Origin of the sequence: Pseudomonas sp. B14-6, from assembly GCF_013260315.1 — a bacterium.
GTDB lineage: Bacteria > Pseudomonadota > Gammaproteobacteria > Pseudomonadales > Pseudomonadaceae > Aquipseudomonas > Aquipseudomonas mandelii.
The window spans coordinates 2,577,889-2,601,247 of record NZ_CP053929.1; the positions used below are offsets into that span (position 1 = coordinate 2,577,889).

Here is a 23,359-nt window from a genome sequence, read left to right on the forward strand (position 1 = left end):
GCTCAAATCACTTGATCCAGTCTGCAACGCGCTCAGGGTGTTTTGCCACCCAATCTTTCGCCGCGGCGTCAGGCTTGGCGCCGTCTTGAATCGCCAACATGACTTCGCCGATTTCGTCTTTCGAGGCCCACTGGAAGTTCTTCAGGAACTTGGCAACTTCCGGCGCCTTCGTGGCCAGTTCTTTGCTGCCGATGTTGTTCACGGTTTCAGCCGCGCCATAAACGCCTTTCGGGTCGTCCAGGAAGCGCAGTTTCCACTTGGCGAACATCCAGTGCGGTACCCAACCGGTCACAGCGATGGATTCGTTTTTCTTCTCGGCACGGGTCAGCTCGGCAATCATGCCGGCGCCGGAACTGGCCTTGAGTTGATACCCGGTCAGATCGTAATCCTTGATCGCCTGCTCGGTTTTAAGCATCACGCCCGAACCGGCGTCGATGCCGACGATGCGTTTTTTGAAGGTGTCGTCAGTTTTCAGGTCATCGATGGTTTTAGCCTTGACGTACTCCGGCACGATCAAGCCGATTTTTGCATCCTTGAAGTTCGGACCGTAATCGACGACTTGATCCTTGTTCTTGGTCCAGTATTCGCCGTGAGTCACCGGCAGCCAGGCGGACAACATGGCGTCGAGTTTGCCGGTGGCCACACCCTGCCACATGATCCCGGTGGCGACGGCTTGCAGTTTCACGTCATAACCCAGCTTTTGCTTGATCACTTCGGCGGCCACATGCGTGGTCGCGACGCTGTCGGACCAACCGTCAACGTAACCGATGCTCAGGGTTTTGCTCTCGGCATTGGCCATTGTGGAGCCAATCGCGAGCACCAGAGCGGCACCTGCGCCTAAAAGTCGTCGCATCTTCATCGTTACTTCCCCGAAAGTGCTGCGCTCGACGGGTGCCGAGTCGCGTCAACGTATTGTTATGGTGCACAGCGCCCCCATCACGCCCACCGCAAACTCGTTCGAACATCAGCGTGATTTTCCATGGGAGCACTGATGCCTCGATAATCAACCTGACGACAACCGGAACCTGTGCTGTCAGCGACCTCAAGGCATCGAGAAACGACATCAGAACGCCATTAATCACGAGCGCCTGGAGTGCGCCGACCAATCCGCCCGAACTTTGCATGTCAAAATCATGCAAGCCCCCTAGCGCGGGGCAAATGAAGGTAACATGCGCGGCTTTGCTCCCAGACGGCCTGACCATGCCCGCGACCTCCCGCTTTCCTTTTCTGGCTTATCTCTTCGCTTGTCTGCTGGGGCTGTTTGCCCTTGGCGGCTTTTGGTACGGCCTTGGCAAACCGGTGATTCTGCCGGACGTGGCCAGCGCGACGCACAAGCTGCAATGCGCCTCCTACACCCCGTTCGACAAGGACCAGTCGCCGTTCGACGTGCCGTTCAAGTTGCGCCCCGAGCGCATGGACGCCGACCTCGCGCTGCTGGCCAAAAGCTTCGAGTGCATCCGCACCTATTCCATGACTGGCCTAGAGGCGTTGCCCGACCTGGCGCGCAAGCATGGTCTGAAACTGATGATTGGCGCCTGGGTCAACAGCAACCCGGTGGACACCGAGAAAGAAGTCGACCTGCTGATCGCCTCGGCCAACGCCAACGCGGACGTGGTGACCTCGGTGATCGTCGGCAACGAAACCCTGCTGCGCAAGGAAGTCACGGGTGCGCAGCTGGCAAAGCTGATCAATAAAGTCAAAAGCCAGGTCAAGCAACCGGTGACTTACGCCGATGTCTGGGAGTTTTGGCTCAAGCACCCGGAAATCGCCCCGGCAGTGGATTTCCTGACCATCCATTTGCTGCCGTACTGGGAAGATGATCCCTCGAACATCGATGCCGCGCTGCAGCATGTGGCCGAAGTGCGTCAGGTGTTCGGCAACAAATTCGCGCCCAAGGACGTGGTGATTGGCGAAACCGGCTGGCCGAGCGAAGGCCGTCAGCGCGAAACCGCCCTGCCGAGCCGGGTTAACGAAGCCAAGTTCATTCGCGGTTTTGTCATCATGGCCGAGCAGCAAGGCTGGCATTACAACCTGATCGAAGCTTTCGACCAGCCCTGGAAGCGCGCCAGCGAAGGTGCGGTCGGTGGTTACTGGGGGCTGTTCGATGCCGATCGCCAGGACAAGGGCGTGCTGGCCGGTCCCGTGTCGAACGTGCCGTACTGGTCGCAGTGGCTGGCCGTTGGCGGTTTGATTTTTCTTGGCACGCTGATCCTTGGCGGGCGTGTACGCACCACCCGCGCTGCACTGGTGCTGCCGCTGCTCGGCGCACTGGCGGCGTGCTCGATTGGCGCCTGGGGTGATCTGGCGCGGGTCACGACGCGCTTTGCCAGTGAATGGTTGTGGGTGGCGTTGCTGACGGGGTTGAATCTGTTGGTGCTGGCGCATGCTGCATTGACGCTGAGCGCTCGTACCGGTTGGCGTGAGCGGGCGTTCAATGCACTGGAGCGTCGAGCAGGCTGGCTGGTCGCCGGAGCAGGTTTTGCGGCGGCGGTGATGATGCTTGAGCTGGTGATCGACCCGCGTTATCGCAGCTTTCCAAGTGTCGCCTTCATACTGCCTGCGCTGGTTTACCTGTGCCGCCCAGTGAGCGCGGCGCGCCGTGAAATCGCCCTGCTGACCTTCATCATTGGCACCGGCATTGCACCGCAGCTGTTCCGTGAAGGGTTGCAGAACCAGCAAGCCTGGGGTTGGGCGCTGGTGAGTGTTTTAATGGTGGCGATGTTGTGGCGCTGCTTGCGGGTTCGCAAGGCGTAATCTTCAGCGCAGCTAGGTGGCCTCTTCGCGCGCAAGCCACGCTCCCACAGGTTCGGCGAATACAGATGTTGTGTACGACGAAGATCCTGCAGGAGCGAGGCTTGCCCGCGAAGACGGACTATCAGGCGCTACGGGAGGCCCGGACCAGCCGCAACCCCGCAATCACTACCGCAAAAACGGCCAAGGTCGTGTTGTACAACGCCAGCGCCGGAAACCCGAACACCAGCGCCAGCACTGCCAGCCACCACCCTGCCCGGCCCGGCACCACAAACCCGATGATCGCAGCAGCCAGTGCAGCAAAGCCCAACACCTTGAAGTGAATCATCAAGCCCAGGTTCGAACGAATCTGGCATTCCCAGCGGCTCGCCTCGTCCACGCAGATGCCAACCCACTGCGCATCCTCCATAAAGCCATAACGCGCGCCATAACTGGCGGCCAGCCATAATGGCAGCAGAACGAGTAGCAGAATCACGGGCAGACGGCGGGACATGAAGCACTCCAATAAACGAAAACGGCGGCCAGCTTAATCCTCCGGCAGCGCTAAGCAAACGCGCGTAACAGATAATTAGTCACGAAATAGCTGCAAAGTGTATCGTCCAGCTACTATTGATCCGAAATTCGCCCAGATTGGTGCCGCAGCATGGCACTTTGGCGCAAACCCCGTGGTCATAGCCTGCGAACTTCATTCGGCACCTTCCTCTAAGGGATCTAGTCATGCTCCGTTCCTTGCGCTTCGCCGCCCTGTTTGGCGGCCTTATTTTGAGTGCGTCCGCACTGGCGGTCGATATCGACGCCGCCAGTTATGGCTACCCCTTGACCAACCCGTTCGAGGCGACCATTGCCACGACTCCGCCGGACCTGCGCCCGGAGTTACCGCTGGACGACGACATCGATCAGCAGACTCGCAGCGTGACTCTGCGCCCGGAGCGTGCATTCGAACTGCCAGACAATTTCTGGCCGGTCAAAAAGCTGACCTATCGTATTGCCACCCAGGACAAGGCTGCGCCGCTGATCTTCCTGATCGCCGGCACCGGTGCGCGTTATGACAGCAGCCTCAATGAATACCTGAAAAAGCTCTACTACAAGGCCGGTTATCACGTGGTGCAACTGTCGTCGCCCACCAGTTTCGACTTTATGAGCGCGGCCTCACGCTTTGCCACACCGGGTATCACCAAGGAAGACGCCGAAGACATGTACCGGGTGATGCAGGCCGTCCGGGCGCAAAACCCGCACGTTGCCGTCACCGATTACTACCTGACCGGTTACAGCCTGGGCGCGCTGGACGCGGCCTTCGTCGCGCACCTGGACGAAACCCGTCGCAGCTTCAACTTCAAGAAAGTCTTGCTGCTCAACCCGCCGGTCAACCTCTACACCTCGATCACCAACCTGGACAAGCTGGTCCAGACCGAGGTCAAGGGCATCAACAACAGCACCACGTTTTATGAACTGGTGCTGAACAAACTGACTCGCTACTTCCAGCAAAAAGGCTACATCGACCTCAACGATGCCCTGCTCTACGACTTCCAGCAGTCCAAGCAGCACCTGACCAACGAGCAGATGGCCATGCTGATAGGCACTTCGTTCCGCTTTTCGGCGGCCGACATTGCCTTCACCTCGGACCTGATCAACCGTCGCGGCCTGATCACCCCGCCGAAATACCCGATCACCGAAGGCACCAGCCTCACGCCGTTCCTCAAGCGTGCGCTGCAATGCGACTTCGACTGCTACATCACCGAACAAGTGATCCCGATGTGGCGCGCCCGCACCGACGGCGGCAGCCTGCTGCAACTGATCGACCAGGTCAGCCTGTATGCGCTCAAGGATTACCTGCACGACAGCCCGAAAATCGCCGTCATGCACAACGCCGACGACGTGATCCTCGGCCCTGGCGACCTCGGTTTCCTGCGCAAGACCTTTGGCGACCGTTTGACCGTTTATCCACTGGGCGGCCATTGCGGCAACCTAAATTACCGCGTCAACAGCGACGCTATGCTGGAGTTCTTCCGTGGCTAAATACCTCCTGCTTATCGCTGCGTTACTCTGTGCAGGCGTCGCCAATGCCGACAACAGCAAAGCCAACGCACCTGTCGTGGTCGACAGTGACGGTTTCAAGGAACCGCTGAGCAAACTCAAGTTCAACCCGGGGCTGGATCAGCGCGAGTTCGAACGTTCCACGCTCAATGCGCTGAACGTCTACGACCCGCTGGAAGAGTGGAACCGCCGGGTTTATCACTTCAACTACCGCTTCGACCAATGGGTGTTCCTGCCGGTAGTCGACGGTTATCGCTACATCACCCCGAGTTTCCTGCGCACCGGCGTGAGCAACTTCTTCAATAACATCGGCGATGTGCCGAACCTGATGAACAGCCTGCTGCAGTTCAAGGGCAAGCGTTCGATGGAAACCACCGCACGCCTGTTGCTCAACACCACCATCGGCATCGCCGGCCTGTGGGACCCGGCCACGGCCATGGGCCTGCCGCGCCAGAGCGAAGACTTCGGCCAGACCCTGGGCTTCTACGGTGTACCGGGCGGCGCTTATTTCGTGTTGCCGATCCTCGGCCCGTCGAACATCCGCGACACCGGCGGCCTGGTGGTGGACTTCAGCGCCGAATCGGCGATCAATTTCCTGAACGTCTCGGAAGTCAGCTCCAACCATCCTGAGGTCTGGGCCCTGCGCGGCGTCGACAAGCGCTACCAGAACAGCTTCCGCTACGGCCAGCTGAACTCGCCGTTCGAGTATGAGAAGGTGCGCTACGTGTACACCGAGTCACGCAAGTTGCAGATCGCCGAGTAATTTCATCGGCAACAAAAAAGGCCATTCGATTCGCGTCGAATGGCCTTTTTTATGAGGTCTCTCAAACACCAAAAAACCAATGTGGGAGCGAGCCTGCTCGCGATGGGGCCAGCACAGTCAACATCTATGCTGACTGAAACACCGCTATCGCGAGCAGGCTCGCTCCCACACTTGGAAAGTGCCCAGCTTCTAGCCTTTCAGTGTTTTCCAGATTTTGCTGGCGACCATCACACCCGCCAGCACCACAGCTCCGGCCACAATCCCCGCCACCGCATTCAGCAACGTCGGCACGATAAACCCGGCACCGCCCGCCCCTGCACTGACGCTTTCAATCCAGTGATGAACCACCGGCACCCCATGGGTCAGAATCCCGCCGCCCACCAGGAACATTGCTGCCGTGCCGATCACCGACAGGCCTTTCATCATGTACGGCGCTGCGCGCAGAATCCCGCCGCCGATGCTTTTGGCCATCTGCCCGGGCTTCTGGGTCAGCCACAGGCCGAGATCATCAAGCTTGACGATACCCGCCACCAGGCCATAGACACCGATAGTCATGACGATGGCAATACCCGACAGCACGATAACCTGCTGAGTCAACGACGCATCTGCCACGGTGCCGAGGGTGATGGCGATGATTTCCGCCGACAGGATGAAGTCGGTGCGGATAGCGCCCTTGATCTTGTCTTTCTCGAACGCCACCAGATCAACGGCCGGATCGGCCACGGCTTCGACCAGCTCGGCATGTTCGGCCTGATCTTCAGCCTTGCTGTGCAGGAATTTGTGGGCGAGTTTCTCGAAACCTTCGAAACACAGGTAGGCGCCACCGACCATCAACAGTGGGGTGACCAGCCACGGGATGAACACGCTGATCGCCAGCGCCGACGGTACCAGGATCAGTTTGTTGAGAAACGAGCCCTTGGCCACGGCCCAAACGACCGGTATTTCCCGTTCGGCACGCACGCCGCTGACCTGCTGGGCATTGAGCGCCAGATCGTCACCGAGCACGCCGGCGGTCTTCTTGGCGGCCATTTTGGTCATCAACGCCACATCGTCGAGAACGGCGGCGATGTCGTCGATCAGCATCAGCAAACTGCTTCCTGCCATAAATCAGGTTTCCTTCTTGAATGAATGCCGCGCAGCATAGCGCGACCGAGCGCCACACGGGGCATTCTTGAGCGCCGCGCGAGGCCGGTGATACCATGCGCAACCGCCAGAACAGGCAAGGAACCCCCTGGTTTATGAGCACTATCCGCGAGCGCAACAAAGAACTGATCCTGCGTGCCGCCAGTGAAGAATTTGCCGACAAGGGCTTCGCAGCGACCAAAACCAGTGATATCGCAGCCAAGGCGGGATTGCCCAAGCCCAACGTCTATTACTACTTCAAATCCAAGGAAAACCTCTACCGCGAGGTCCTGGAAAGCATCATCGAGCCGATTCTGCAGGCGTCGACGCCGTTCAACGCCGACGGTGTGCCCAGCGAAGTGCTGAGTGGCTACATTCGCTCGAAAATCCGCATCTCCCGCGACTTGCCTTTCGCCTCCAAGGTATTCGCCAGCGAAATCATGCACGGCGCCCCGCACCTCAGTGCCGACCTGGTCGAACAGCTCAACGGCCAGGCCAAGCACAACATCGACTGCATCCAGACCTGGATCGACCGCGGCCAGATCGCCCCGATCGACCCTAACCACCTGATGTTCAGCATCTGGGCCGCGACGCAGACCTATGCTGACTTTGACTGGCAGATCACGGCCATTACTGGCAAGGCCAAGCTGGATGAAGAGGACTATGAAGCGGCGGCGCAGACGATAATTCGGCTGGTGCTGAAGGGGTGTGAGCCGGATCAGTGAGACTGCGCTGCGGCTTATCGTCAGCAGTCTCACTCCTGCATTTGGAATGCATTCCCCTGTAGGAGTGAGCCTGCTCGCGATCGAGGCGATACGGTCCCAACTCAAACCCAAATCGCATCCCACAACGGATAATCGCCCAGTTTCTCCACCAGTCCAGCCCGCAACGGGTTGGCCACGACATACCTCGCCAACTTCACCAAATCCTCCTCCCGCCGAAGTGCCCGATCATGGAATCCTCTCTGCCAGAGGCTAATATTTCGACCGGTACGCTGCTTCACCGCTTTGGTACTCATCGACTTGGTCTTTTGCATCAACTCGCTCAAAGAGCCCTGCTGTAATTCAATCAACCAATGAAAATGATCGGGCATGACTACCCACGCCAGTGAGTTCGCCAAGCCTAGATTCTGCGCATTTCGAAATTGATCGACGACCAGCCTGCCCAAGGCAAAATCCTTGAAAACCGGGATCCTGTGAAGTGTATTGCTGGTTAACAAATAAATCCGGCTGGCTTCGGCATAGCGCCCGACTCGCAATCGGTGTGCAGCAGGTAAATCCGGCATTCCTTGCCTCCCATGATCAGGTCAGGAGAAGGCTAGTCCTGTGGATTAAGGAAGACGGGACAAACTTTTGGCTGGATGTGTCAGGTAGATAGCTATCGCGAGCAGGCTCACTCCTACAGGGGATTTGTGATGTTCAGACATTTTGTGTCCAACCCCGATCCTTGTAGGAGTGAGCCTGCTCGCGATAGCGATTAATCAGTCACCCCAAATCATGCCGTAACCCCCGCATCCGCCCTCAACCCCACCGCCTCGATCGCACTGATCGCGCACTGCTCGTCAACATCCGACAGATCCCCGCTGATCCCCACCGCCCCCAGCACATTCCCGTCCTGATCCCGAATCAACACGCCGCCCGGTGCCGGCACGACGCTGCCTTGCCCCAGGCTGTTCAGCGCGGCAAAGAATGCCGGTCGTTGTTGGGCGTCCAGCGCCAGCAGGCGTGAGCCTTTGCCGAGGGCGATGGCGCCCCAGGCTTTGCCGATGGCGACTTGCGGGCGCAGCAGGCTGGCGCCGTCTTCGCGCTGCAAGGTAATCAAGTGCCCGCCGGCATCCAGCACCGCGATGGTCAGTGGAGCCGCGGAGATAGCACGCCCAGCGGTGATGGCCTGATCGATCAGGTTGACTGCAACTTTCAAGGTTAAAGCGCTCATGGTGCCGTCCTCATTTTGTTATAGGGAAAGCCAGTGGACTGCGCGCTTGCGTCGCAGTCCGATGCAACAAATAGAACACAATGAGTTATTTTTTTGTATACAATAATTATCGAAAAGCGCCACATGCGACGAAAAGCCACAGTAGAACGGGCTTCCGACGAATGAAACAGTCGCTTGAGAAAATGGATTGACCTGCGCCGTCCGCCGTGAATACACTCTGCGCAAAGCCACTTGTATACAATTACAAAACGTAAGAGGCACAAAACCATGAGCAAAATGAGAGCAATCGAAGCCGCCGTTCTGGTGATGCGCCGTGAAGGGGTTGATACCGCTTTTGGCATCCCGGGCGCCGCGATCAACCCGCTGTACTCCGCCTTGCAGAAGGTTGGTGGCATCGATCACGTCCTCGCGCGCCACGTTGAAGGTGCCTCGCACATGGCCGAGGGCTACACCCGCACCAAGGCCGGCAACATCGGCGTGTGCATCGGCACCTCCGGCCCGGCCGGCACCGACATGGTCACCGGGCTCTACAGCGCCTCGGCCGACTCGATCCCGATTCTTTGCATTACCGGCCAGGCCCCCGCGCCCGTATGCACAAGGAAGACTTCCAGGCTGTCGACATCACCGCGATCGTCAAACCAGTGACCAAGTGGGCAACCACCGTCATGGAACCGGGCCAGGTGCCTTACGCGTTTCAGAAAGCCTTCTATGAAATGCGCTCCGGCCGTCCAGGCCCGGTGCTGATCGACTTGCCGTTCGACGTGCAGATGGCTGAAATCGAATTCGACATCGATGCCTACCAACCACTGCCGCTGGCCAAGCCAACCGCTAACCGTGTGCAAATCGAGAAGGCCCTGGCCATGCTCGATCAGGCCGAGCGTCCATTGCTGGTGGCCGGTGGCGGCATCATCAATGCCGATGCCAGCGAGTTGCTGGTGGAATTCGCCGAGCTGACCGGTATCCCGGTGATCCCGACCCTGATGGGCTGGGGCACCATCCCGGACGATCACCCGCTGATGGTCGGCATGGTCGGTTTGCAGACGTCGCACCGTTACGGCAACGCCACCCTGCTCAAGTCCGACGTGGTGTTGGGCGTCGGTAACCGTTGGGCCAACCGCCACACCGGTTCGATCGATGTGTACACCGAAGGCCGCAAGTTCATTCACGTCGACATCGAGCCGACGCAAATCGGCCGCGTATTCAACCCGGACCTGGGCATCGTCTCCGACGCCGCGGCCGCGTTGACCGTGTTCATCGAAGTCGCTCGCGAATGGCAAGCCGCCGGCAAGCTGAAAAACCGCAGCGCCTGGCTGCAAGACTGCCAGCAGCGCAAAGCCAGCCTGCAGCGCAAGACTCACTTCGACAACGTGCCGGTCAAGCCGCAACGGGTTTACGAAGAGATGAACCAGGTGTTCGGCAAAGACACCTGTTACGTCAGCACCATCGGCCTGTCGCAGATTGCCGGCGCGCAGTTCCTGCACGTCTACAAGCCTCGTCACTGGATCAACTGCGGCCAGGCCGGCCCGTTGGGCTGGACCATTCCGGCAGCACTGGGCGTGGTCAAGGCCGATCCGACCCGTAAGGTCGTGGCGCTGTCGGGCGACTATGATTTCCAGTTCATGATCGAGGAATTGGCGGTGGGCGCGCAGTTCAAGCTGCCGTACATCCACGTTGTGGTCAACAATTCGTACCTGGGGCTGATTCGTCAGGCCCAGCGCGGTTTCGACATGGACTACTGCGTACAGCTGTCCTTCGATAACCTGAACGCCCCGGAACTCAACGGTTACGGTGTCGACCACGTCGCGGTGGCCGAGGGCCTCGGTTGCAAGGCGCTGCGGGTGTTCGAACCGGGTCAGATCCAGCCTGCCCTGCGCAAGGCTCAAGAGCTGATCGAAGAGTTCAAGGTGCCGGTGATCGTCGAGATTATTCTGGAGCGCGTGACCAACATTTCCATGGGCACCGAGATCAACGCCGTCAATGAATTCGAAGACCTGGCGCTGGTCGGCAACGACGCGCCAACGGCGATTTCGCTGCTCGATTAACTGCTGATCGTTCCCACTGTGGGAGCGCGCCTGTGTGGCGAGGGAGCTTGCTCCCGCTGGGTCGCGAAGCGGCCCCAAAAGCTTTGCAACTGCTTCGCAGCCGAGCGGGAGCAAGCTCCCTCGCCACACAGGCTCGCACCCACAGGGGACTGCACAAATTTACGGGAGACCACCATGCCGCGTTTCGCAGCCAACCTGTCCATGCTGTTCACTGAGCAGGATTTTCTTGCCCGTTTCGAAGCGGCCGCCAAGGCCGGCTTCAGTGGTGTCGAGTACCTGTTCCCCTACGACTTCAGCTCTGCCGAGATCAAGGCCAAGCTCGACGCCAACGGCCTGACCCAAGTGCTGTTCAACCTGCCGGCCGGTGACTGGGCAAAGGGCGAACGCGGTATCGCGTGCCTGCCAGACCGGGTTGAAGAGTTCCGCGCCGGAGTCGATCTGGCAATCGCTTACGCAAAAGTGTTGGGCAACACCCAGGTCAACTGCCTGGCGGGTATTCGTCCACAAGGTGTCGACGATGCCACCGTGGAAAAAACCTTCGTCGCCAACCTCAAGTACGCCGCCGACAAGCTGCAAGCGGCGGGCATCAAACTGGTGATGGAAGCGATCAACACCCGCGACATCCCGGGTTTCTACCTGAACAACACGGCGCAAGCCCTGTCGATTCGCGAACAGGTCGGCAGCGCCAATCTGTTCCTGCAATACGACATCTATCACATGCAAATCATGGAGGGCGACCTGGCCCGCACCATGGCTGCGCACCTGGGCGAGATCAACCACATCCAGTTGGCCGACAACCCGGGGCGCAACGAACCGGGCACCGGTGAAATCAACTACCGCTTCCTGTTCGAACACTTGGACCGCATCGGTTATCAGGGTTGGGTTGGTTGTGAATACAAACCGCTGACCACCACTGAAGCGGGCCTGGGCTGGCTGAAAACCCACAACGCGATCTGACCTGATACCGCGTCATCGTTCTTCGCGGGCAAGCCTCGTTCCTACAGGATCAGGTTGATACGCAACAGGGCGACAGACACGTACCCGTAGGAGCGAGGCTCGCCCGCGAAGGCGTCCTCGCCGACACCCAAGAATTTTGCGAACAGAGCAATAAAAACAAGAGGAATTTCTCATGGCTAAAATCGGATTTATCGGCACCGGCATCATGGGCCACCCAATGGCGTTGAACCTGCAGAAAGCCGGTCACAGCCTGTTCCTGTCGGCGCACCACGACGCCGCCCCGGCCGACCTGATTGCCGGTGGCGCCGTCGCCCTGGCGAACCCGAAAGAAGTCGCCCAGGAAGCTGAAGTCATCATCATCATGGTGCCGGATACCCCGCAGGTCGACGACGTGCTGTTCCGCGCCGATGGCGTTGCGGCCGGCGTGGGCAAAGGCAAAATCGTTATCGACATGAGCTCGATTTCGCCGACGGCTACCAAGGCCTTCGCGGCCAAGGTCAACGAAAAAGGCGCTCAATACCTCGACGCGCCAGTGTCCGGCGGTGAAGTCGGCGCCAAGGCCGCGACCCTGAGCATCATGGTCGGCGGTGATGCCGATGCCTTCGAACGCGCGCTGCCGCTGTTCCAGGCCATGGGCAAGAACATCACCCTGGTCGGTGGTAACGGCGACGGTCAGACCGCGAAAGTGGCGAACCAGATCATCGTCGCGCTGAACATTCAGGCCGTGGCCGAAGCACTGCTGTTCGCCGCGAAAAACGGTGCCGATCCCGCCAAGGTCCGTGAAGCGCTGATGGGTGGTTTCGCCTCCTCGAAGATCCTCGAAGTGCACGGCGAGCGCATGATCAAAGGCACCTTCGACCCGGGCTTCCGCATCAGCCTGCACCAGAAGGACCTGAACCTGGCCCTGCAAGGCGCCAAAGAGCTGAACATCAACCTGCCGAACACCGCCAACGCCCAGCAAGTGTTCAGCACCTGCGCAGCCATCGGCGGCAGCAACTGGGACCACTCGGCGCTGATCAAGGGCCTGGAACACATGGCGAACTTCTCGATTCGCGATAAGTAAGCCCTGCCCAAAACCCTGTGGGAGCGAGCCTGCTCGCGAAAGCGGTTTCACATTCAACATCTATGTTGGCTGACACACCGCATTCGCTAGCAGGCTAGCCCCCACAGGGATCTGAGTTGCACCTTCAAATAACAAGAATTCCGGGAGCCCGCCATGTCGGTCGATCCGCAACAATTCCTGCGCGAGCTGTTCGCCACAGCCATCGACGCCGCCCATCCGCAGCAAGTCCTCGAAGCCCATTTGCCCACAGATCGCAGCGGTCGGGTGATTGTCATTGGCGCCGGCAAAGCCGCGGCCGCCATGGCGCAGGTGGTCGAGCGTTGCTGGCAGGGTGAAGTCAGCGGTCTGGTGGTCACCCGTTACGGCCACGGCGCCCCGTGCGAAAAAATCGAAGTCGTCGAAGCTGCTCACCCGGTGCCGGACGCAGCCGGTCAAGCCGTCGCCAAGCGCGTGTTTGAACTGGTCAGTAACCTGAGCGAAGACGACCGCGTGATCTTCCTGCTCTCGGGCGGCGGTTCTGCCCTGCTGGCCTTGCCGGCCGCCGGCATCACCCTCGCCGACAAGCAGTCGATCAACAAAGCTCTGCTCAAATCTGGCGCGACCATCGGCGAGATGAATTGCGTGCGCAAGCACCTCTCGGCGATCAAGGGCGGCCGCCTCGGCAAGGCCTGCTGGCCGGCCACTGTTTATACCTATGCGATTTCCGATGTGCCGGGCGACCTCGCCACGGTCATCGCCTCCGGCCCCACCGTGGCCGATCCAAGCACGTCGGCCGAAGCCCTGGCGATCCTCAAACGCTACGGCATCGACGTCCCTGCCTCGGTCCGAACCTGGCTGCAGAGCCCGGAATCGGAGACGGTCAAGCCCGGCGATCCGAGCCTGGCGCGCAGTCACTTCCAGTTGATCGCCCGCCCCCAGCAATCGCTTGAAGCGGCGGCCGTGAAAGCGCGCCAGGCCGGTTTCAGCCCGCTGATCCTCGGCGACCTGGAAGGCGAATCCCGCGAAGTGGCCAAGGTTCACGCCGGCATCGCCCGCCAAGTGGTCTTGCATGGCCAACCATTGGCGGCGCCCTGCGTGATTTTGTCGGGCGGCGAAACCACCGTCACCGTGCGCGGCAATGGCCGTGGCGGGCGCAACGCCGAGTTCCTGCTGAGCCTGACCGACAGCCTCAAAGGCCTGCCCGGTGTCTACGCCCTGGCCGGTGACACCGACGGCATCGACGGTTCCGAAGACAACGCCGGCGCGATCATGACCCCGGACAGCTACGCCCGCGCCGCCGCCCTCGGCCTGAGCGCCAGCGACGAGTTGGACAACAACAATGGCTACGGCTATTTCGAGGCGCTGGACGCATTGATCGTCACCGAGCCGACCCGCACCAACGTCAACGACTTCCGCGCCATCCTGATCCTCGAGAGCCCTAACAATGACGCCTGATAAAAAGGTCAAAATCCTCGCCACCCTTGGCCCAGCCACCGACGGGATCGATGACATCCGTGAGCTGGTGCAGGCCGGGGTCAACATCTTTCGCCTGAACTTCAGCCACGGCGATCACGCTGACCACGCGCAGCGATACCAGTGGATTCGTGAAGTCGAGCGCCAGCTCAATTACCCCTTGGGCATTCTGATGGACCTGCAAGGCCCGAAGCTGCGGGTCGGCAAATTCGCCGAGGGCAAGGTGCAACTGCATCGCGGCCAGGCCCTGCGCCTGGACCTCGACCCGACGCCGGGCGATCAGCGCCGGGTCAACCTGCCGCATCCGGAAATCATCGCCGCACTCGAGCCCGGCATGGACCTGCTGCTGGACGACGGCAAGCTGCGTCTGCGCGTGGTCACCAAATACGCCGACGCCATTGACACCACGGTGCTCAACGGCGGCGAACTCTCGGACCGCAAAGGCGTGAATGTGCCCCAAGCGGTGCTGGAACTGAGCCCGCTGACCGCCAAGGATCGCCGCGATTTGAGCTTCGGTCTGGAGCTGGGTGTGGACTGGGTTGCGCTGTCGTTCGTGCAGCGTCCTGAAGACATCCGCGAAGCCCGCGAACTGATCGGCGACAAGGCGTTCTTGATGGCCAAGATCGAGAAGCCATCGGCGGTGACTCAGCTGCGGGAAATCGCCGAGTTGAGCGATGCGATCATGGTCGCTCGCGGTGACCTGGGCGTGGAAGTGCCGGCGGAAAGCGTGCCGCAGATTCAGAAAAACATCATCAGCCTCTGCCGCGAACTCGGCAAACCGGTGGTGGTGGCGACGCAGATGCTCGAATCGATGCGCTTCTCCCCGGCCCCGACCCGCGCCGAAGTCACGGATGTGGCCAACGCCGTGGCTGAAGGGGCCGATGCGGTGATGCTGTCGGCGGAAACCGCCTCGGGCGAGTACCCGCTGGAAGCCGTGCAAATGATGAGCAAGATCATTCGCCAAGTGGAAAACGGCCCGGATTATCAGGCGCAACTGGACGTGAGCCGGCCGAAGGCCGAGGCGACGGTTTCCGATGCGATCAGCTGTGCGATTCGTCGCATCAGCAACGTGCTGCCGGTGGCGGTGCTGGTGAACTACAGCGAGTCCGGGACGTCGAGCCTGCGTGCGGCGCGGGAACGGCCGACGGTGCCGATCCTGAACCTGACGCCGAACCTGCAGACCGCACGCCGCTTGACCGTGGCGTGGGGCGTGCACTCGGTGGTCAATGACAGGCTGCGGCAAGTGGATGAAGTGTGTTCGACGGCGCTGGAGATCGCGCAGGCCCAAGGCATGGCGCAACGCGGGGATACCTTGTTGATCACGGCCGGTGTGCCGTTTGGGCAACCGGGGTCGACTAACTCGTTGCGTATCGAGACCTTGATTTAGCGTCCTTACCGGCCTTTTCGCGGGCAAGCCTCGCTCCTACAGGATTTGCGTGATCCCGATATTTGGCACGATGCAAACCCTGTAGGAGCGAGGCTTGCCCGCGAAGAACGATTACTCGCTCCTCCTGACTCACAAAAAAATGCCTGCCAACCACTTCAACACCCACTGCCCCGATTGGGCGACTGCCCTGCTCAATGGTTTCAGCCAGATCTTCCTCCAGCGCCATCCGCTGTTTGGTCTGCTGTGCCTGTTGGCGATTCTTTTCACCGCACCTACCCTGCTCGGCGGTGCGCTGCTGGGCGGCGTCGCCGGGTTGCTCACCGCGCAACGACGCGGTTACGCCAAGGCCGATCGTCAGGCCGGACTGTTCAGTTACAACGGTGTCTTGCTCGGTCTTTTGCTGAGCCTGTATTTCCCTTGGTCAGCACTGTTGCCGCCGCTGATCATTGCTGCGGGCGGACTGAGTGCGATGCTGACTCAGCAATGGCTCAAACGCGTCCGGCTCAGCCATTACCTGCCTGCCTATACGGCGCCCTTCGTTGGATTGGGCTGGATGCTTCTGTGCTTCGCCACTCCCTCGACAAAAGCGCATCTGATCGAAATCAACACGCTGAACATGCTCGCCGCACCGCTGAAAGGCTTCGGCCAGGTGATGTTCCTCGGTCATCCGCTGGCCGGGGCGATGATTGCCGTGGGTTTGCTGATCGCTGATCGTCGCGCCTTTTGCTGGGCGTTATTGGCGTCTGTCGCGGGCATGGGCTGGAGCCTGTTGCATCACGATTTCTATACCGCATTGATCGGCCTCGGCGGCTATAACGCCGTCCTCACCGCCCTCGCCTTGAGCTCGCTGCGCCAGCAGCCGTGGCTGCCGCTGGCTGGCATCGCATCAGCGTTGTTGCTGACGCCGGTGTTTTCCGCCATCGGCCTGCCGACGCTGACCGCGCCGTTCATCCTCGCCTGCTGGCTGGTCCGCACGGTTGTTCAACTGCTCGGCATCACCGCTGTCACCCGTGCGCCTTGCACTATTGAGGAGAATCAACCTAGGCTTCGCTGATCATTGGTTCAGGCGGTATCCATGGACAGCAGCAAAAACTGGCGTGAAGAGCTTTACGTCATGGTTTTCCAGAGCGACACCAAGGCGGGGCGGCGCTTCGACGGCATCCTGCTGTTGATCATCCTTGCCAGCATCGTGATTGTGATGCTCGACAGCATCGACACGGTCCACAAGAACTACGCCGACGTGCTGGCGTACATCGAGTGGGGCTTCACCGTCATCTTCGCCATCGAATATGGCTTGCGCCTGTACTGCTCGCCCAAGCCGTTGCGCTATGCGTTTAGCTTTTACGGGCTGGTGGATCTGCTGGCGATCGTGCCCGGTATCCTGGCGCTGTATTACGCCGATGCGCAGTACCTGCTGATCATCCGGATCATTCGGATGCTGCGGATTTTCCGCGTGCTCAAGCTCAGCCCCTACCTCAAGCAAGCCAACTATTTGATGTCGGCGCTGCGCGGCAGCAAACAGAAGATCGTGGTGTTTCTGGTCAGCGTCTGCACGCTGGTGACGGTGTTCGGCACGTTGATGTACGTGATCGAAGGCCCGGAACACGGCTTCACCAGCATTCCCAAAGGCATCTACTGGGCGATCGTCACGCTGACCACGGTGGGCTTCGGCGACATCGTGCCCAAGACGCCACTGGGCCAGGTGATTTCATCGCTGGTAATGATCACCGGTTACTCGATCATCGCCGTGCCGACCGGTATTTTCACCGCCGAACTGGCCAATGCCATGCGTGGTGAACAGCTGCAACACGACTGCCCGGTGTGCAAGAAAACCAGTCACGAACACGGTGCGGCATTCTGCTCACGGTGCGGCAACGCTCTGTTTAAGAAACGGGAATAAGCAAAGAGCTTTTTAATCTTTAAGGGTCTATGCGAGCCCGGCTATAGTCGCTGGCAAATTGCCTCACTTTTAAATCAGAACAAGGACTGCGCAGTGAAAAAACTCTTTGGCGCTTCACTTCTGGCCGCTGGCCTGGCATTGACCAGCGTGGCTCAGGCCGCACCGACCCTGCTCAACGTTTCCTACGACGTGATGCGCGATTTCTACAAGGACTACAACACTGCGTTCCAGAAACACTGGCAAGCCGAGCACAACGAGAACATCACCCTGCAAATGTCCTTCGGCGGCTCCAGCAAACAGGCGCGTTCGGTGATCGATGGCCTGCCGGCTGACGTCATCACCATGAACATGGCCACTGACATCAACGCCCTGGCGGACAACGGCAAACTGATCCCGGAAAACTGGGTCACCCGCCTGCCGAACAACAGCGCACCGTTCACCTCGGCCACCGTGTTCATCGTCCGCAAAGGCAACCCGAAAGCCCTGAAAGACTGGCCCGACCTGCTCAAGGACGGCGTGCAAGTGATCGTGCCGAACCCGAAGACCTCGGGTAACGGTCGCTACACCTACCTGTCTGCCTGGGGGTATGTGCTGAAAAACGGCGGTGACGAGAACAAGGCCAAGGATTTCGTCGGCAAGCTGTTCAAGCAAGCGCCGGTGCTCGATACCGGCGGCCGTGCCGCGACGACCACGTTCATGACCAACCAGCTCGGTGACGTGCTGGTGACCTTCGAAAACGAAGCGGAAATGATCGCCCGTGAGTTTGGTCGTGACCAGTTTGAAGTGATCTACCCAAGCGTCTCCGCTGAAGCCGAGCCGCCGGTGTCGGTGGTCGACAAAACCGTCGACAAAAAAGGCACCCGCGCCGCGGCCGAGGAATACCTGAAGTACCTGTGGTCCCCGGAAGGTCAGGAAATTGCAGCGGCCAACTACCTGCGTCCGCGTGACCCGGCGGTGCTGGCCAAGTACACCGATCGCTTCCCGAAAGTGGACTTCCTGTCGGTGGAGAAGACCTTTGGTGACTGGCGCACCGTACAGAAGACCCACTTCAATGATGGCGGGGTCTTTGATCAGATCTACAGCGGACAGTAATTCCTGAGCCCAACGAGAAAGGCGACCTGAGAAGGTCGCCTTTCTCGTGGTCGAACACAAAACCCAAGTTCACTGAAGATCCTCTGTAGGAGTGAGCCTGCTCGCGATAGCGAAGTGTCATTCAACATTGATATCAACTGACATTCCGCTATCGCGAGCAGGCTCACTCCTACAGGGTTTTTGCCCTGCCTTCACATCGGTGGGGTAACGCCATCCTTGCCCGCCGAGATCGATTGCGCAGTCAGTGTCCCGTCTGCACTTTGGGTGACGAATGTCACGATCTTCACCCCCACCTTCAGCAAACTCCTGTCCCCCGGCATCAAATTCACGATCGGCACATCCTCCGGCACCAGGATCTTCTGCTGCCCGCCCTTGTAGTTGACGGTCAACATCCGGCCATTGCTGACCACCAGATCGCCCACGCTGCCATTGGTCATGCTGCTGCCCTTGACCAGATCGAACGGCCGATGCCCGTCGCCGCTGCCCGCCAGTTCCGGTGGAAAGACGTGGACTTCCAGCGCCTTCAAGGTGCCATCGTCTTGCGGAATGGCCGCCGATCCAACGTAGCTGCCGGGTTTGATGTCTTCGATATTGGCCAGGGTAACGGCGCGGACTTTGGTGTCGTTGGTCAGGTTGATTACCACGTTTTCGCCAGTGTTGACGTGGACTTTCAAGACGTCGGGGCTGACCCCGGTGATCTCGCCGCGCACGCCAATGCGCAGGCCCGGCGCGTCGGCGGCCTGGGCCAGACCTGCCGTGACCAGGCCGACCAAGGTGACCACTGAAGCACCGCGTACAAGGTGACGAAACATCGCATTCATGGAAGTGCCTTCCGGTTATGAATCGTGAAGGAGAACATAAGCACGCTATCGAACAGGATGTAAGTGAATGTATCATCGGAGCTCGATATTTTGACGCAAGGTTTATCGATGGACAGCACTCCTGTCCGTCACTCCTGTCCGTCACTCATTCCGCAAAGGAATGATTGCTATCACTCCAATCCCTCTTCTGCCGGATCCGATACCTCTTTAGCCTGCGCGCATTCCTTTCTGTTCAGCGAGACACGTTATGAACCCAGCGACTCAGGTGCCCCACGGCACCGCGACAATGACCAAAGGCATGGTGCTGCTGTTCGCCTTCTGCTGCGGCGCGATTGTGGCCAACATCTACTACGCCCAGCCGATCATCGGCCTGATCGCGCCGGACATCGGCCTGACCAGCACCATGGCCAGCCTGATTGTTTCGCTGACCCAGATTGGTTACGCACTTGGCTTGTTCTTCCTGGTGCCGCTGGGCGATCTGCTGGAAAACCGTCGACTGATGATCATCACCACCGTGGTGGCGATTGCCAGCCTGTTGGGCGCGGCGTTTACCGATCAGCCGAATGTGTTTTTGCTGATCTCGTTGCTGGTGGGTTTCAGTTCGGTGTCGGTGCAGATCCTGATTCCGCTGGCGGCGCACCTCGCGCCGGAAGAGTCACGCGGTCGGGTCGTCGGCGGGATCATGGGCGGTTTGCTGCTGGGATTCTGTTGGCGCGGCCGGTGTCCAGCGTCGTGGCGGACCACTTCGGCTGGCGCGCGATGTTTGTGATCGCGGCGGCGTTGATGGCGGCGATCAGCATCGTGCTGGCGTTGACCATTCCCAAGCGTCAGCCGGATCACAGCGCCTCTTATGGCCAGTTGCTCGGTTCGCTATGGACGCTGCTGCGCCAGCAACCGGTGTTGCGTCAGCGCGCGTTCTACCAGGGTTGCATGTTCGCCACGTTCAGCCTGTTCTGGACCGCCGTGCCGCTGGAGCTGGCGCGCAATCACGGCCTGTCGCAAACCCAGATCGCGATCTTCGCCCTGGTCGGCGCCATCGGTGCGATCGCCGCGCCGATTGCCGGTCGACTGGCCGATGCCGGCCACACCCGCATCGCCTCCTTGCTGGCCCTGCTGTTCGCCAGCCTGAGCTTCCTGCCAGCGTTCATCCATCCGGTCTACAGCGTCATCGGTCTCGCGGTCACGGGCGTGGTCCTCGACTTCTGCGTGCAAATGAACATGGTCCTCGGCCAACGCGCGGTCTACGCCCTCGACGCCAAAAGCCGCAGCCGCTTGAATGCGTTGTACATGACCAGCATCTTCATCGGCGGCGCGTTCGGTTCCTCGGTGGCCAGCGCAGTGTATGAGCATGGCGGCTGGCTGTGGATCGTGATCGTGGGCAGCGCGTTCCCGCTGTTGGCGTTGTTGCGGTTTTTGAGTGTTTCGCCGAAGGCTGCGTTGGCGGCTGCATAAGGTCAAAAAGCATCGCGGGCAAGCCACGCGCCCACAGGAATCTGGCTTGCTCGTGACTGATGTGCGACTGATGTTCCGCACTTCAAATCTTGTTCACCTATGGCGGCACCGGAAGATCCAGCCCCTGCTTCCATTTGTTGCAGAAGTATCTGCACGATTTCGACAGCTGCGTCGTATGCCTCCTCGAACGTATCCCCGGCAGCCACAGCACCCGGGATATCGGTATTTGAATACCCACTCGACCCTCATTCCCCCAAGCACGAATCCTATAACTTCACCTGAGCGCATTTCGCCCCTGCGGTCAGGATGGATCTCACCTGATTCGTTACCGCCAAGGCCAACCCGGATTACACTCAGCGTCCAAAGCCTGAAGCGATGCTGGATGCGATTCGCGGCTGACCCGTTCAACGGCCGCCCGCCCCGGCGGCCTGTGCTTTCAAGGAGTGTGCAATGACTCGACGTACCTTTCTCATTACCGGTGCCAGCAAAGGCATCGGTCGGGCAGTGGCCGAACATCTGGACCGTGCGGGGCATCGGGTGGTCGGGATTGCCCGGACCCCGGACCTGTCGTTCCCCGGCATTCTGTTTCAGTTGGATTTGAGCGACAGGGCGCTGACCCAGGAAGTGCTGGCGGATCTGTCCAGGACGTATGAATTTGATGGGCTGGTCAACAACGTCGGCCTGGTTCGCCCGCAAGTGTTGGGCGAAATCGACCTCGACACCTTTGATGACGTGATGCGGGTCAACCTGCATTCGGCGTTGCAGGCCACTCAGGCGTTGCTGCCAAATATGCGCGCCAAGGGCTGGGGTCGAGTGGTCAATATTTCCAGTCTGACTGTACTCGGCATCACCCAGCGCACGGCCTACGCGGCGGCCAAGGCGGCGTTGATCAGCTTCACCCGCTCCTGGGCGCTGGAACTGGCGCAAACCGGCGTGACCGTAAATGCCGTGGCGCCGGGGCCGACCGAGACCGAGCTATTTCGCGCCAACAACCCGCCGGGCAGCGAAGGTGAAGCTCGGTATCTGGCGGGTGTGCCGATGGGACGACTGGGGCAGCCACAAGAGATCGCGGCGGCCATTGCGTTTTTGTTGTCCGAGCAAAGCGGGTTTATCACCGGGCAGACCTTGTTTGTCGACGGCGGCTCCTCCATAGGCAAAGCCGCGTTCTGACTCGCCCCCACTGGGGTCTCGACAGTATTTAGAATCGCAAAAAGGACTTGAGATGGACCGCCTCGGCGCAATGGAAACCTTCGTCTACGTGGTGGAAACCGGCTCGTTTTCCGCCGCCGCCCGGCGCCTGAATATCGGCCAGCCCGCCGTGTCGAAAACCATTGCGCAACTGGAGTCGCGTCTCGCGGTTCGACTGCTGTTGCGCTCGACTCGCGGCCTGACGCCCACCGAAGCCGGGCTGGCCTTCTTCGAACGCGCCAAGCGCGCCATCGAAGAAGCCAATGAGGCCGACAACGCAGCACGCGGCGCCGCCAGCGGTCTGACCGGCAACCTGCGGATCTGTGCTGCCGTGACCTTCGGCCGACTGCACATCGTTCCGCACCTCGGACCGTTTCTCGATCAGAACCCGGACCTGAACATCGACCTGATGCTCGATGACCGCAACGTCAATCTGGTCGAGGAAGGCATCGACATCGCCCTGCGCATGGGCACCCTGAGCGACTCCGGCCTCACCGCTCGTAAAATTGCCGAATGCCGGCGCGTCGTGCTGGGCACCCCCGCCTATTTCGAAAAACACGGTGAGCCCACTTGCCCGACCGACCTGAGCAACCACCAGGCAATCGCCTACACCTTGGGTGGCGGTGGCAACTGGCAGTTCAGCAACGGAACAGATGAGCAGTCAGTCATCATCAGCGGGCGAATCCGCGTCAACGCCGCCGAAGGCCTGCGTGCAGCCGTGCTCGCTCATCAAGGGCTGACCCTGGCGTCGGAATGGATGTTTGCGCCGGAACTGACCAACGGTGCGGTCAGGGAAGTGATGAAGGAGTGGGCCCTGCCGAATCAGGACCTGTGGGCGGTATTTCCCACCGGCAGAATGGCCAGCGCGAAGGCTCGGGCGTTTGTGGAGTTTGTGCAGGGGTTGATGGCCAAGGAGACCTGAATCACCGGGGATCCTTGCAAACCCCAGACAGCAAAACGGCGATCCGAAGATCGCCGTTTCTGTTTATTCCCCGAATTGCCGCCCCAACCCACCCGGCACACCATGGATATTGGTCTCTTCCCATGGCCCGTCCGGGCTGATCGACCGGCTCCAGCCGTTGTTCCAGCGGTAGTAGGTGCGCTGGCGGTAGAAGGTGTTGGGCTGGTCATCAAGCACGTACACGCCAAGCTTGGCATCCCAATGGCTGTTGCCACCCGGTGGCGGCGCGAAGCTGGCGGAGGTGCGTGGCAAAGGTTTGGCGGGCTTGGCCGGAATGCTCGGCTTGCTCGGTGTCGGTGTGGGGGACGGCGTCGGACGCGGCTGCGACGGCGGGATCGGTGGCAGCCGTTCAGGCGGCTGCGGTTGGACCACACAAGCGCTTAACCCCAAAACCATACTGAGCAGGGTGATACGAGCGATGGTGGTCATAGTGGCGTTT

The 23,359-nt window shown here is 60.1% G+C and carries 20 protein-coding genes and 3 pseudogenes; 15 read left to right on the forward strand and 8 right to left on the reverse strand.

Features of this window, described 5'->3' with window-relative positions; all coding sequences use genetic code 11:
• Window positions 1–7: 7 nt before the first annotated feature.
• Window positions 8–859 carry a glycine betaine ABC transporter substrate-binding protein gene (locus HP062_RS11695; protein ID WP_010456861.1) on the reverse strand — a complete coding sequence of 284 codons (852 nt, stop codon included), beginning with the start codon at window positions 857–859 and terminating at the stop codon, window positions 8–10.
• Window positions 860–1,158: 299 nt separating this feature from the next.
• On the opposite strand from HP062_RS11695, the gene HP062_RS11700 reads away from it, so the two are divergent.
• Window positions 1,159–2,754 carry a beta (1-6) glucans synthase gene (locus HP062_RS11700; RefSeq protein ID WP_172791436.1) on the forward strand — a complete coding sequence of 532 codons (1,596 nt, stop codon included), beginning with the start codon at window positions 1,159–1,161 and terminating at the stop codon, window positions 2,752–2,754.
• Between the two features lie 121 nt (window positions 2,755–2,875).
• Here the strand turns inward: HP062_RS11700 and HP062_RS11705 are convergent, their stop codons facing one another.
• Window positions 2,876–3,244, reverse strand: coding sequence for a hypothetical protein (locus HP062_RS11705; RefSeq protein ID WP_010456864.1), 369 nt, complete (start codon window positions 3,242–3,244; stop codon window positions 2,876–2,878).
• A gap of 224 nt (window positions 3,245–3,468) precedes the next feature.
• On the opposite strand from HP062_RS11705, the gene HP062_RS11710 reads away from it, so the two are divergent.
• A complete protein-coding gene (locus HP062_RS11710; protein ID WP_077748649.1) occupies window positions 3,469–4,767 on the forward strand; it encodes a serine/threonine protein kinase in 1,299 nt (432 codons plus the stop codon).
• A complete protein-coding gene (locus HP062_RS11715) occupies window positions 4,760–5,548 on the forward strand; it encodes a VacJ family lipoprotein (RefSeq protein ID WP_010456868.1) in 789 nt (262 codons plus the stop codon). Before HP062_RS11710 ends, HP062_RS11715 begins: the two co-directional genes overlap by 8 nt.
• A gap of 189 nt (window positions 5,549–5,737) precedes the next feature.
• On the opposite strand, the gene HP062_RS11720 is transcribed toward HP062_RS11715, so the two are convergent.
• Complete coding sequence (locus HP062_RS11720) at window positions 5,738–6,652, reverse strand: DUF808 domain-containing protein (protein ID WP_010456870.1); 915 nt, start codon at window positions 6,650–6,652, stop codon at window positions 5,738–5,740.
• Between the two features lie 134 nt (window positions 6,653–6,786).
• Between HP062_RS11720 and HP062_RS11725 the strand changes: the two genes are divergently transcribed.
• Entirely contained in the window at window positions 6,787–7,395 is a 609-nt protein-coding gene (locus HP062_RS11725) for a TetR/AcrR family transcriptional regulator (protein WP_083376004.1), read from the forward strand.
• 101 nt (window positions 7,396–7,496) lie between these two features.
• On the opposite strand, the gene HP062_RS11730 is transcribed toward HP062_RS11725, so the two are convergent.
• Together HP062_RS11730 and HP062_RS11735 are read right to left on the reverse strand one after the other, a co-directional pair.
• A complete protein-coding gene (locus tag HP062_RS11730; RefSeq protein ID WP_010456874.1) occupies window positions 7,497–7,955 on the reverse strand; it encodes a transposase in 459 nt (152 codons plus the stop codon).
• 209 nt (window positions 7,956–8,164) lie between these two features.
• Window positions 8,165–8,605, reverse strand: coding sequence for a heme-binding protein (locus HP062_RS11735; protein WP_010456876.1), 441 nt, complete (start codon window positions 8,603–8,605; stop codon window positions 8,165–8,167).
• A gap of 267 nt (window positions 8,606–8,872) precedes the next feature.
• Between HP062_RS11735 and gcl the strand changes: the two are divergent.
• From gcl to HP062_RS11775, 8 genes and pseudogenes are all read left to right on the forward strand, one after another.
• A pseudogene (gene gcl / locus HP062_RS11740) lies at window positions 8,873–10,647 on the forward strand (glyoxylate carboligase).
• A gap of 174 nt (window positions 10,648–10,821) precedes the next feature.
• The gene (gene hyi, locus HP062_RS11745; RefSeq protein ID WP_010456880.1) at window positions 10,822–11,604 is read left to right on the forward strand and encodes a hydroxypyruvate isomerase; all 783 of its coding nucleotides are present in this window, start codon (window positions 10,822–10,824) and stop codon (window positions 11,602–11,604) included.
• A 172-nt stretch (window positions 11,605–11,776) separates the two neighbouring features.
• Window positions 11,777–12,667: a 2-hydroxy-3-oxopropionate reductase gene (locus HP062_RS11750; protein ID WP_010456882.1), complete on the forward strand. Its 891-nt coding sequence runs from the start codon at window positions 11,777–11,779 to the stop codon at window positions 12,665–12,667.
• A 153-nt stretch (window positions 12,668–12,820) separates the two neighbouring features.
• Window positions 12,821–14,101 (forward strand): glycerate kinase, encoded by a 1,281-nt coding sequence (locus HP062_RS11755; protein WP_102593828.1) that lies wholly within the window; start codon window positions 12,821–12,823, stop codon window positions 14,099–14,101.
• Window positions 14,091–15,506 (forward strand): pyruvate kinase, encoded by a 1,416-nt coding sequence (pyk, locus tag HP062_RS11760; protein ID WP_010456886.1) that lies wholly within the window; start codon window positions 14,091–14,093, stop codon window positions 15,504–15,506. Before HP062_RS11755 ends, pyk begins: the two co-directional genes overlap by 11 nt.
• Window positions 15,507–15,645: 139 nt before the next feature.
• Entirely contained in the window at window positions 15,646–16,560 is a 915-nt protein-coding gene (locus HP062_RS11765) for an urea transporter (protein ID WP_172792570.1), read from the forward strand.
• 21 nt (window positions 16,561–16,581) lie between these two features.
• Window positions 16,582–17,406 (forward strand): ion transporter, encoded by an 825-nt coding sequence (locus tag HP062_RS11770; protein ID WP_010456890.1) that lies wholly within the window; start codon window positions 16,582–16,584, stop codon window positions 17,404–17,406.
• A gap of 93 nt (window positions 17,407–17,499) precedes the next feature.
• Window positions 17,500–18,498, forward strand: coding sequence for a sulfate ABC transporter substrate-binding protein (locus HP062_RS11775; protein ID WP_172791437.1), 999 nt, complete (start codon window positions 17,500–17,502; stop codon window positions 18,496–18,498).
• Window positions 18,499–18,689: 191 nt separating this feature from the next.
• Here the strand turns inward: HP062_RS11775 and HP062_RS11780 are convergent, their stop codons facing one another.
• Window positions 18,690–19,319 carry a DUF5666 domain-containing protein gene (locus tag HP062_RS11780; protein WP_172791438.1) on the reverse strand — a complete coding sequence of 210 codons (630 nt, stop codon included), beginning with the start codon at window positions 19,317–19,319 and terminating at the stop codon, window positions 18,690–18,692.
• 247 nt (window positions 19,320–19,566) lie between these two features.
• Here HP062_RS11780 and HP062_RS11785 point away from each other — a divergent pair.
• Window positions 19,567–20,771: pseudogene (locus HP062_RS11785) on the forward strand (MFS transporter).
• Window positions 20,772–20,884: 113 nt separating this feature from the next.
• On the opposite strand, the pseudogene HP062_RS31065 reads toward HP062_RS11785, so the two are convergent.
• Window positions 20,885–21,036, reverse strand: a pseudogene (locus HP062_RS31065) (type II toxin-antitoxin system HicB family antitoxin); the annotation flags it as partial.
• 185 nt (window positions 21,037–21,221) lie between these two features.
• Between HP062_RS31065 and HP062_RS11790 the strand changes: the two are divergent.
• Both HP062_RS11790 and HP062_RS11795 read left to right on the forward strand, forming a co-directional pair.
• A complete protein-coding gene (locus HP062_RS11790; protein WP_172791439.1) occupies window positions 21,222–21,941 on the forward strand; it encodes an SDR family oxidoreductase in 720 nt (239 codons plus the stop codon).
• 52 nt (window positions 21,942–21,993) lie between these two features.
• Window positions 21,994–22,881, forward strand: a complete 888-nt coding sequence (locus tag HP062_RS11795; protein WP_172791440.1) for a LysR family transcriptional regulator — start codon at window positions 21,994–21,996, stop codon at window positions 22,879–22,881.
• Window positions 22,882–22,944: 63 nt separating this feature from the next.
• On the opposite strand, the gene HP062_RS11800 is transcribed toward HP062_RS11795, so the two are convergent.
• A complete protein-coding gene (locus HP062_RS11800; protein ID WP_010456904.1) occupies window positions 22,945–23,349 on the reverse strand; it encodes a hypothetical protein in 405 nt (134 codons plus the stop codon).
• Window positions 23,350–23,359 lie beyond the last annotated feature (10 nt).

Coding starts and splice junctions, on each gene's coding strand:
- HP062_RS11695 (WP_010456861.1), bottom strand. CDS start 859: ATGAAGATGCGACGACTTTTAGGCGCAGGTGCCGCTCTGGTGCTCGCG.
- HP062_RS11700 (WP_172791436.1), top strand. CDS start 1,159: ATGAAGGTAACATGCGCGGCTTTGCTCCCAGACGGCCTGACCATGCCC.
- HP062_RS11705 (WP_010456864.1), bottom strand. CDS start 3,244: ATGTCCCGCCGTCTGCCCGTGATTCTGCTACTCGTTCTGCTGCCATTA.
- HP062_RS11710 (WP_077748649.1), top strand. CDS start 3,469: ATGCTCCGTTCCTTGCGCTTCGCCGCCCTGTTTGGCGGCCTTATTTTG.
- HP062_RS11720 (WP_010456870.1), bottom strand. CDS start 6,652: ATGGCAGGAAGCAGTTTGCTGATGCTGATCGACGACATCGCCGCCGTT.
- HP062_RS11725 (WP_083376004.1), top strand. CDS start 6,787: ATGAGCACTATCCGCGAGCGCAACAAAGAACTGATCCTGCGTGCCGCC.
- HP062_RS11730 (WP_010456874.1), bottom strand. CDS start 7,955: ATGCCGGATTTACCTGCTGCACACCGATTGCGAGTCGGGCGCTATGCC.
- HP062_RS11735 (WP_010456876.1), bottom strand. CDS start 8,605: ATGAGCGCTTTAACCTTGAAAGTTGCAGTCAACCTGATCGATCAGGCC.
- hyi (WP_010456880.1), top strand. CDS start 10,822: ATGCCGCGTTTCGCAGCCAACCTGTCCATGCTGTTCACTGAGCAGGAT.
- HP062_RS11750 (WP_010456882.1), top strand. CDS start 11,777: ATGGCTAAAATCGGATTTATCGGCACCGGCATCATGGGCCACCCAATG.
- HP062_RS11755 (WP_102593828.1), top strand. CDS start 12,821: ATGTCGGTCGATCCGCAACAATTCCTGCGCGAGCTGTTCGCCACAGCC.
- pyk (WP_010456886.1), top strand. CDS start 14,091: ATGACGCCTGATAAAAAGGTCAAAATCCTCGCCACCCTTGGCCCAGCC.
- HP062_RS11765 (WP_172792570.1), top strand. CDS start 15,646: ATGCCTGCCAACCACTTCAACACCCACTGCCCCGATTGGGCGACTGCC.
- HP062_RS11770 (WP_010456890.1), top strand. CDS start 16,582: ATGGACAGCAGCAAAAACTGGCGTGAAGAGCTTTACGTCATGGTTTTC.
- HP062_RS11780 (WP_172791438.1), bottom strand. CDS start 19,319: ATGAATGCGATGTTTCGTCACCTTGTACGCGGTGCTTCAGTGGTCACC.
- HP062_RS11790 (WP_172791439.1), top strand. CDS start 21,222: ATGACTCGACGTACCTTTCTCATTACCGGTGCCAGCAAAGGCATCGGT.
- HP062_RS11795 (WP_172791440.1), top strand. CDS start 21,994: ATGGACCGCCTCGGCGCAATGGAAACCTTCGTCTACGTGGTGGAAACC.
- HP062_RS11800 (WP_010456904.1), bottom strand. CDS start 23,349: ATGACCACCATCGCTCGTATCACCCTGCTCAGTATGGTTTTGGGGTTA.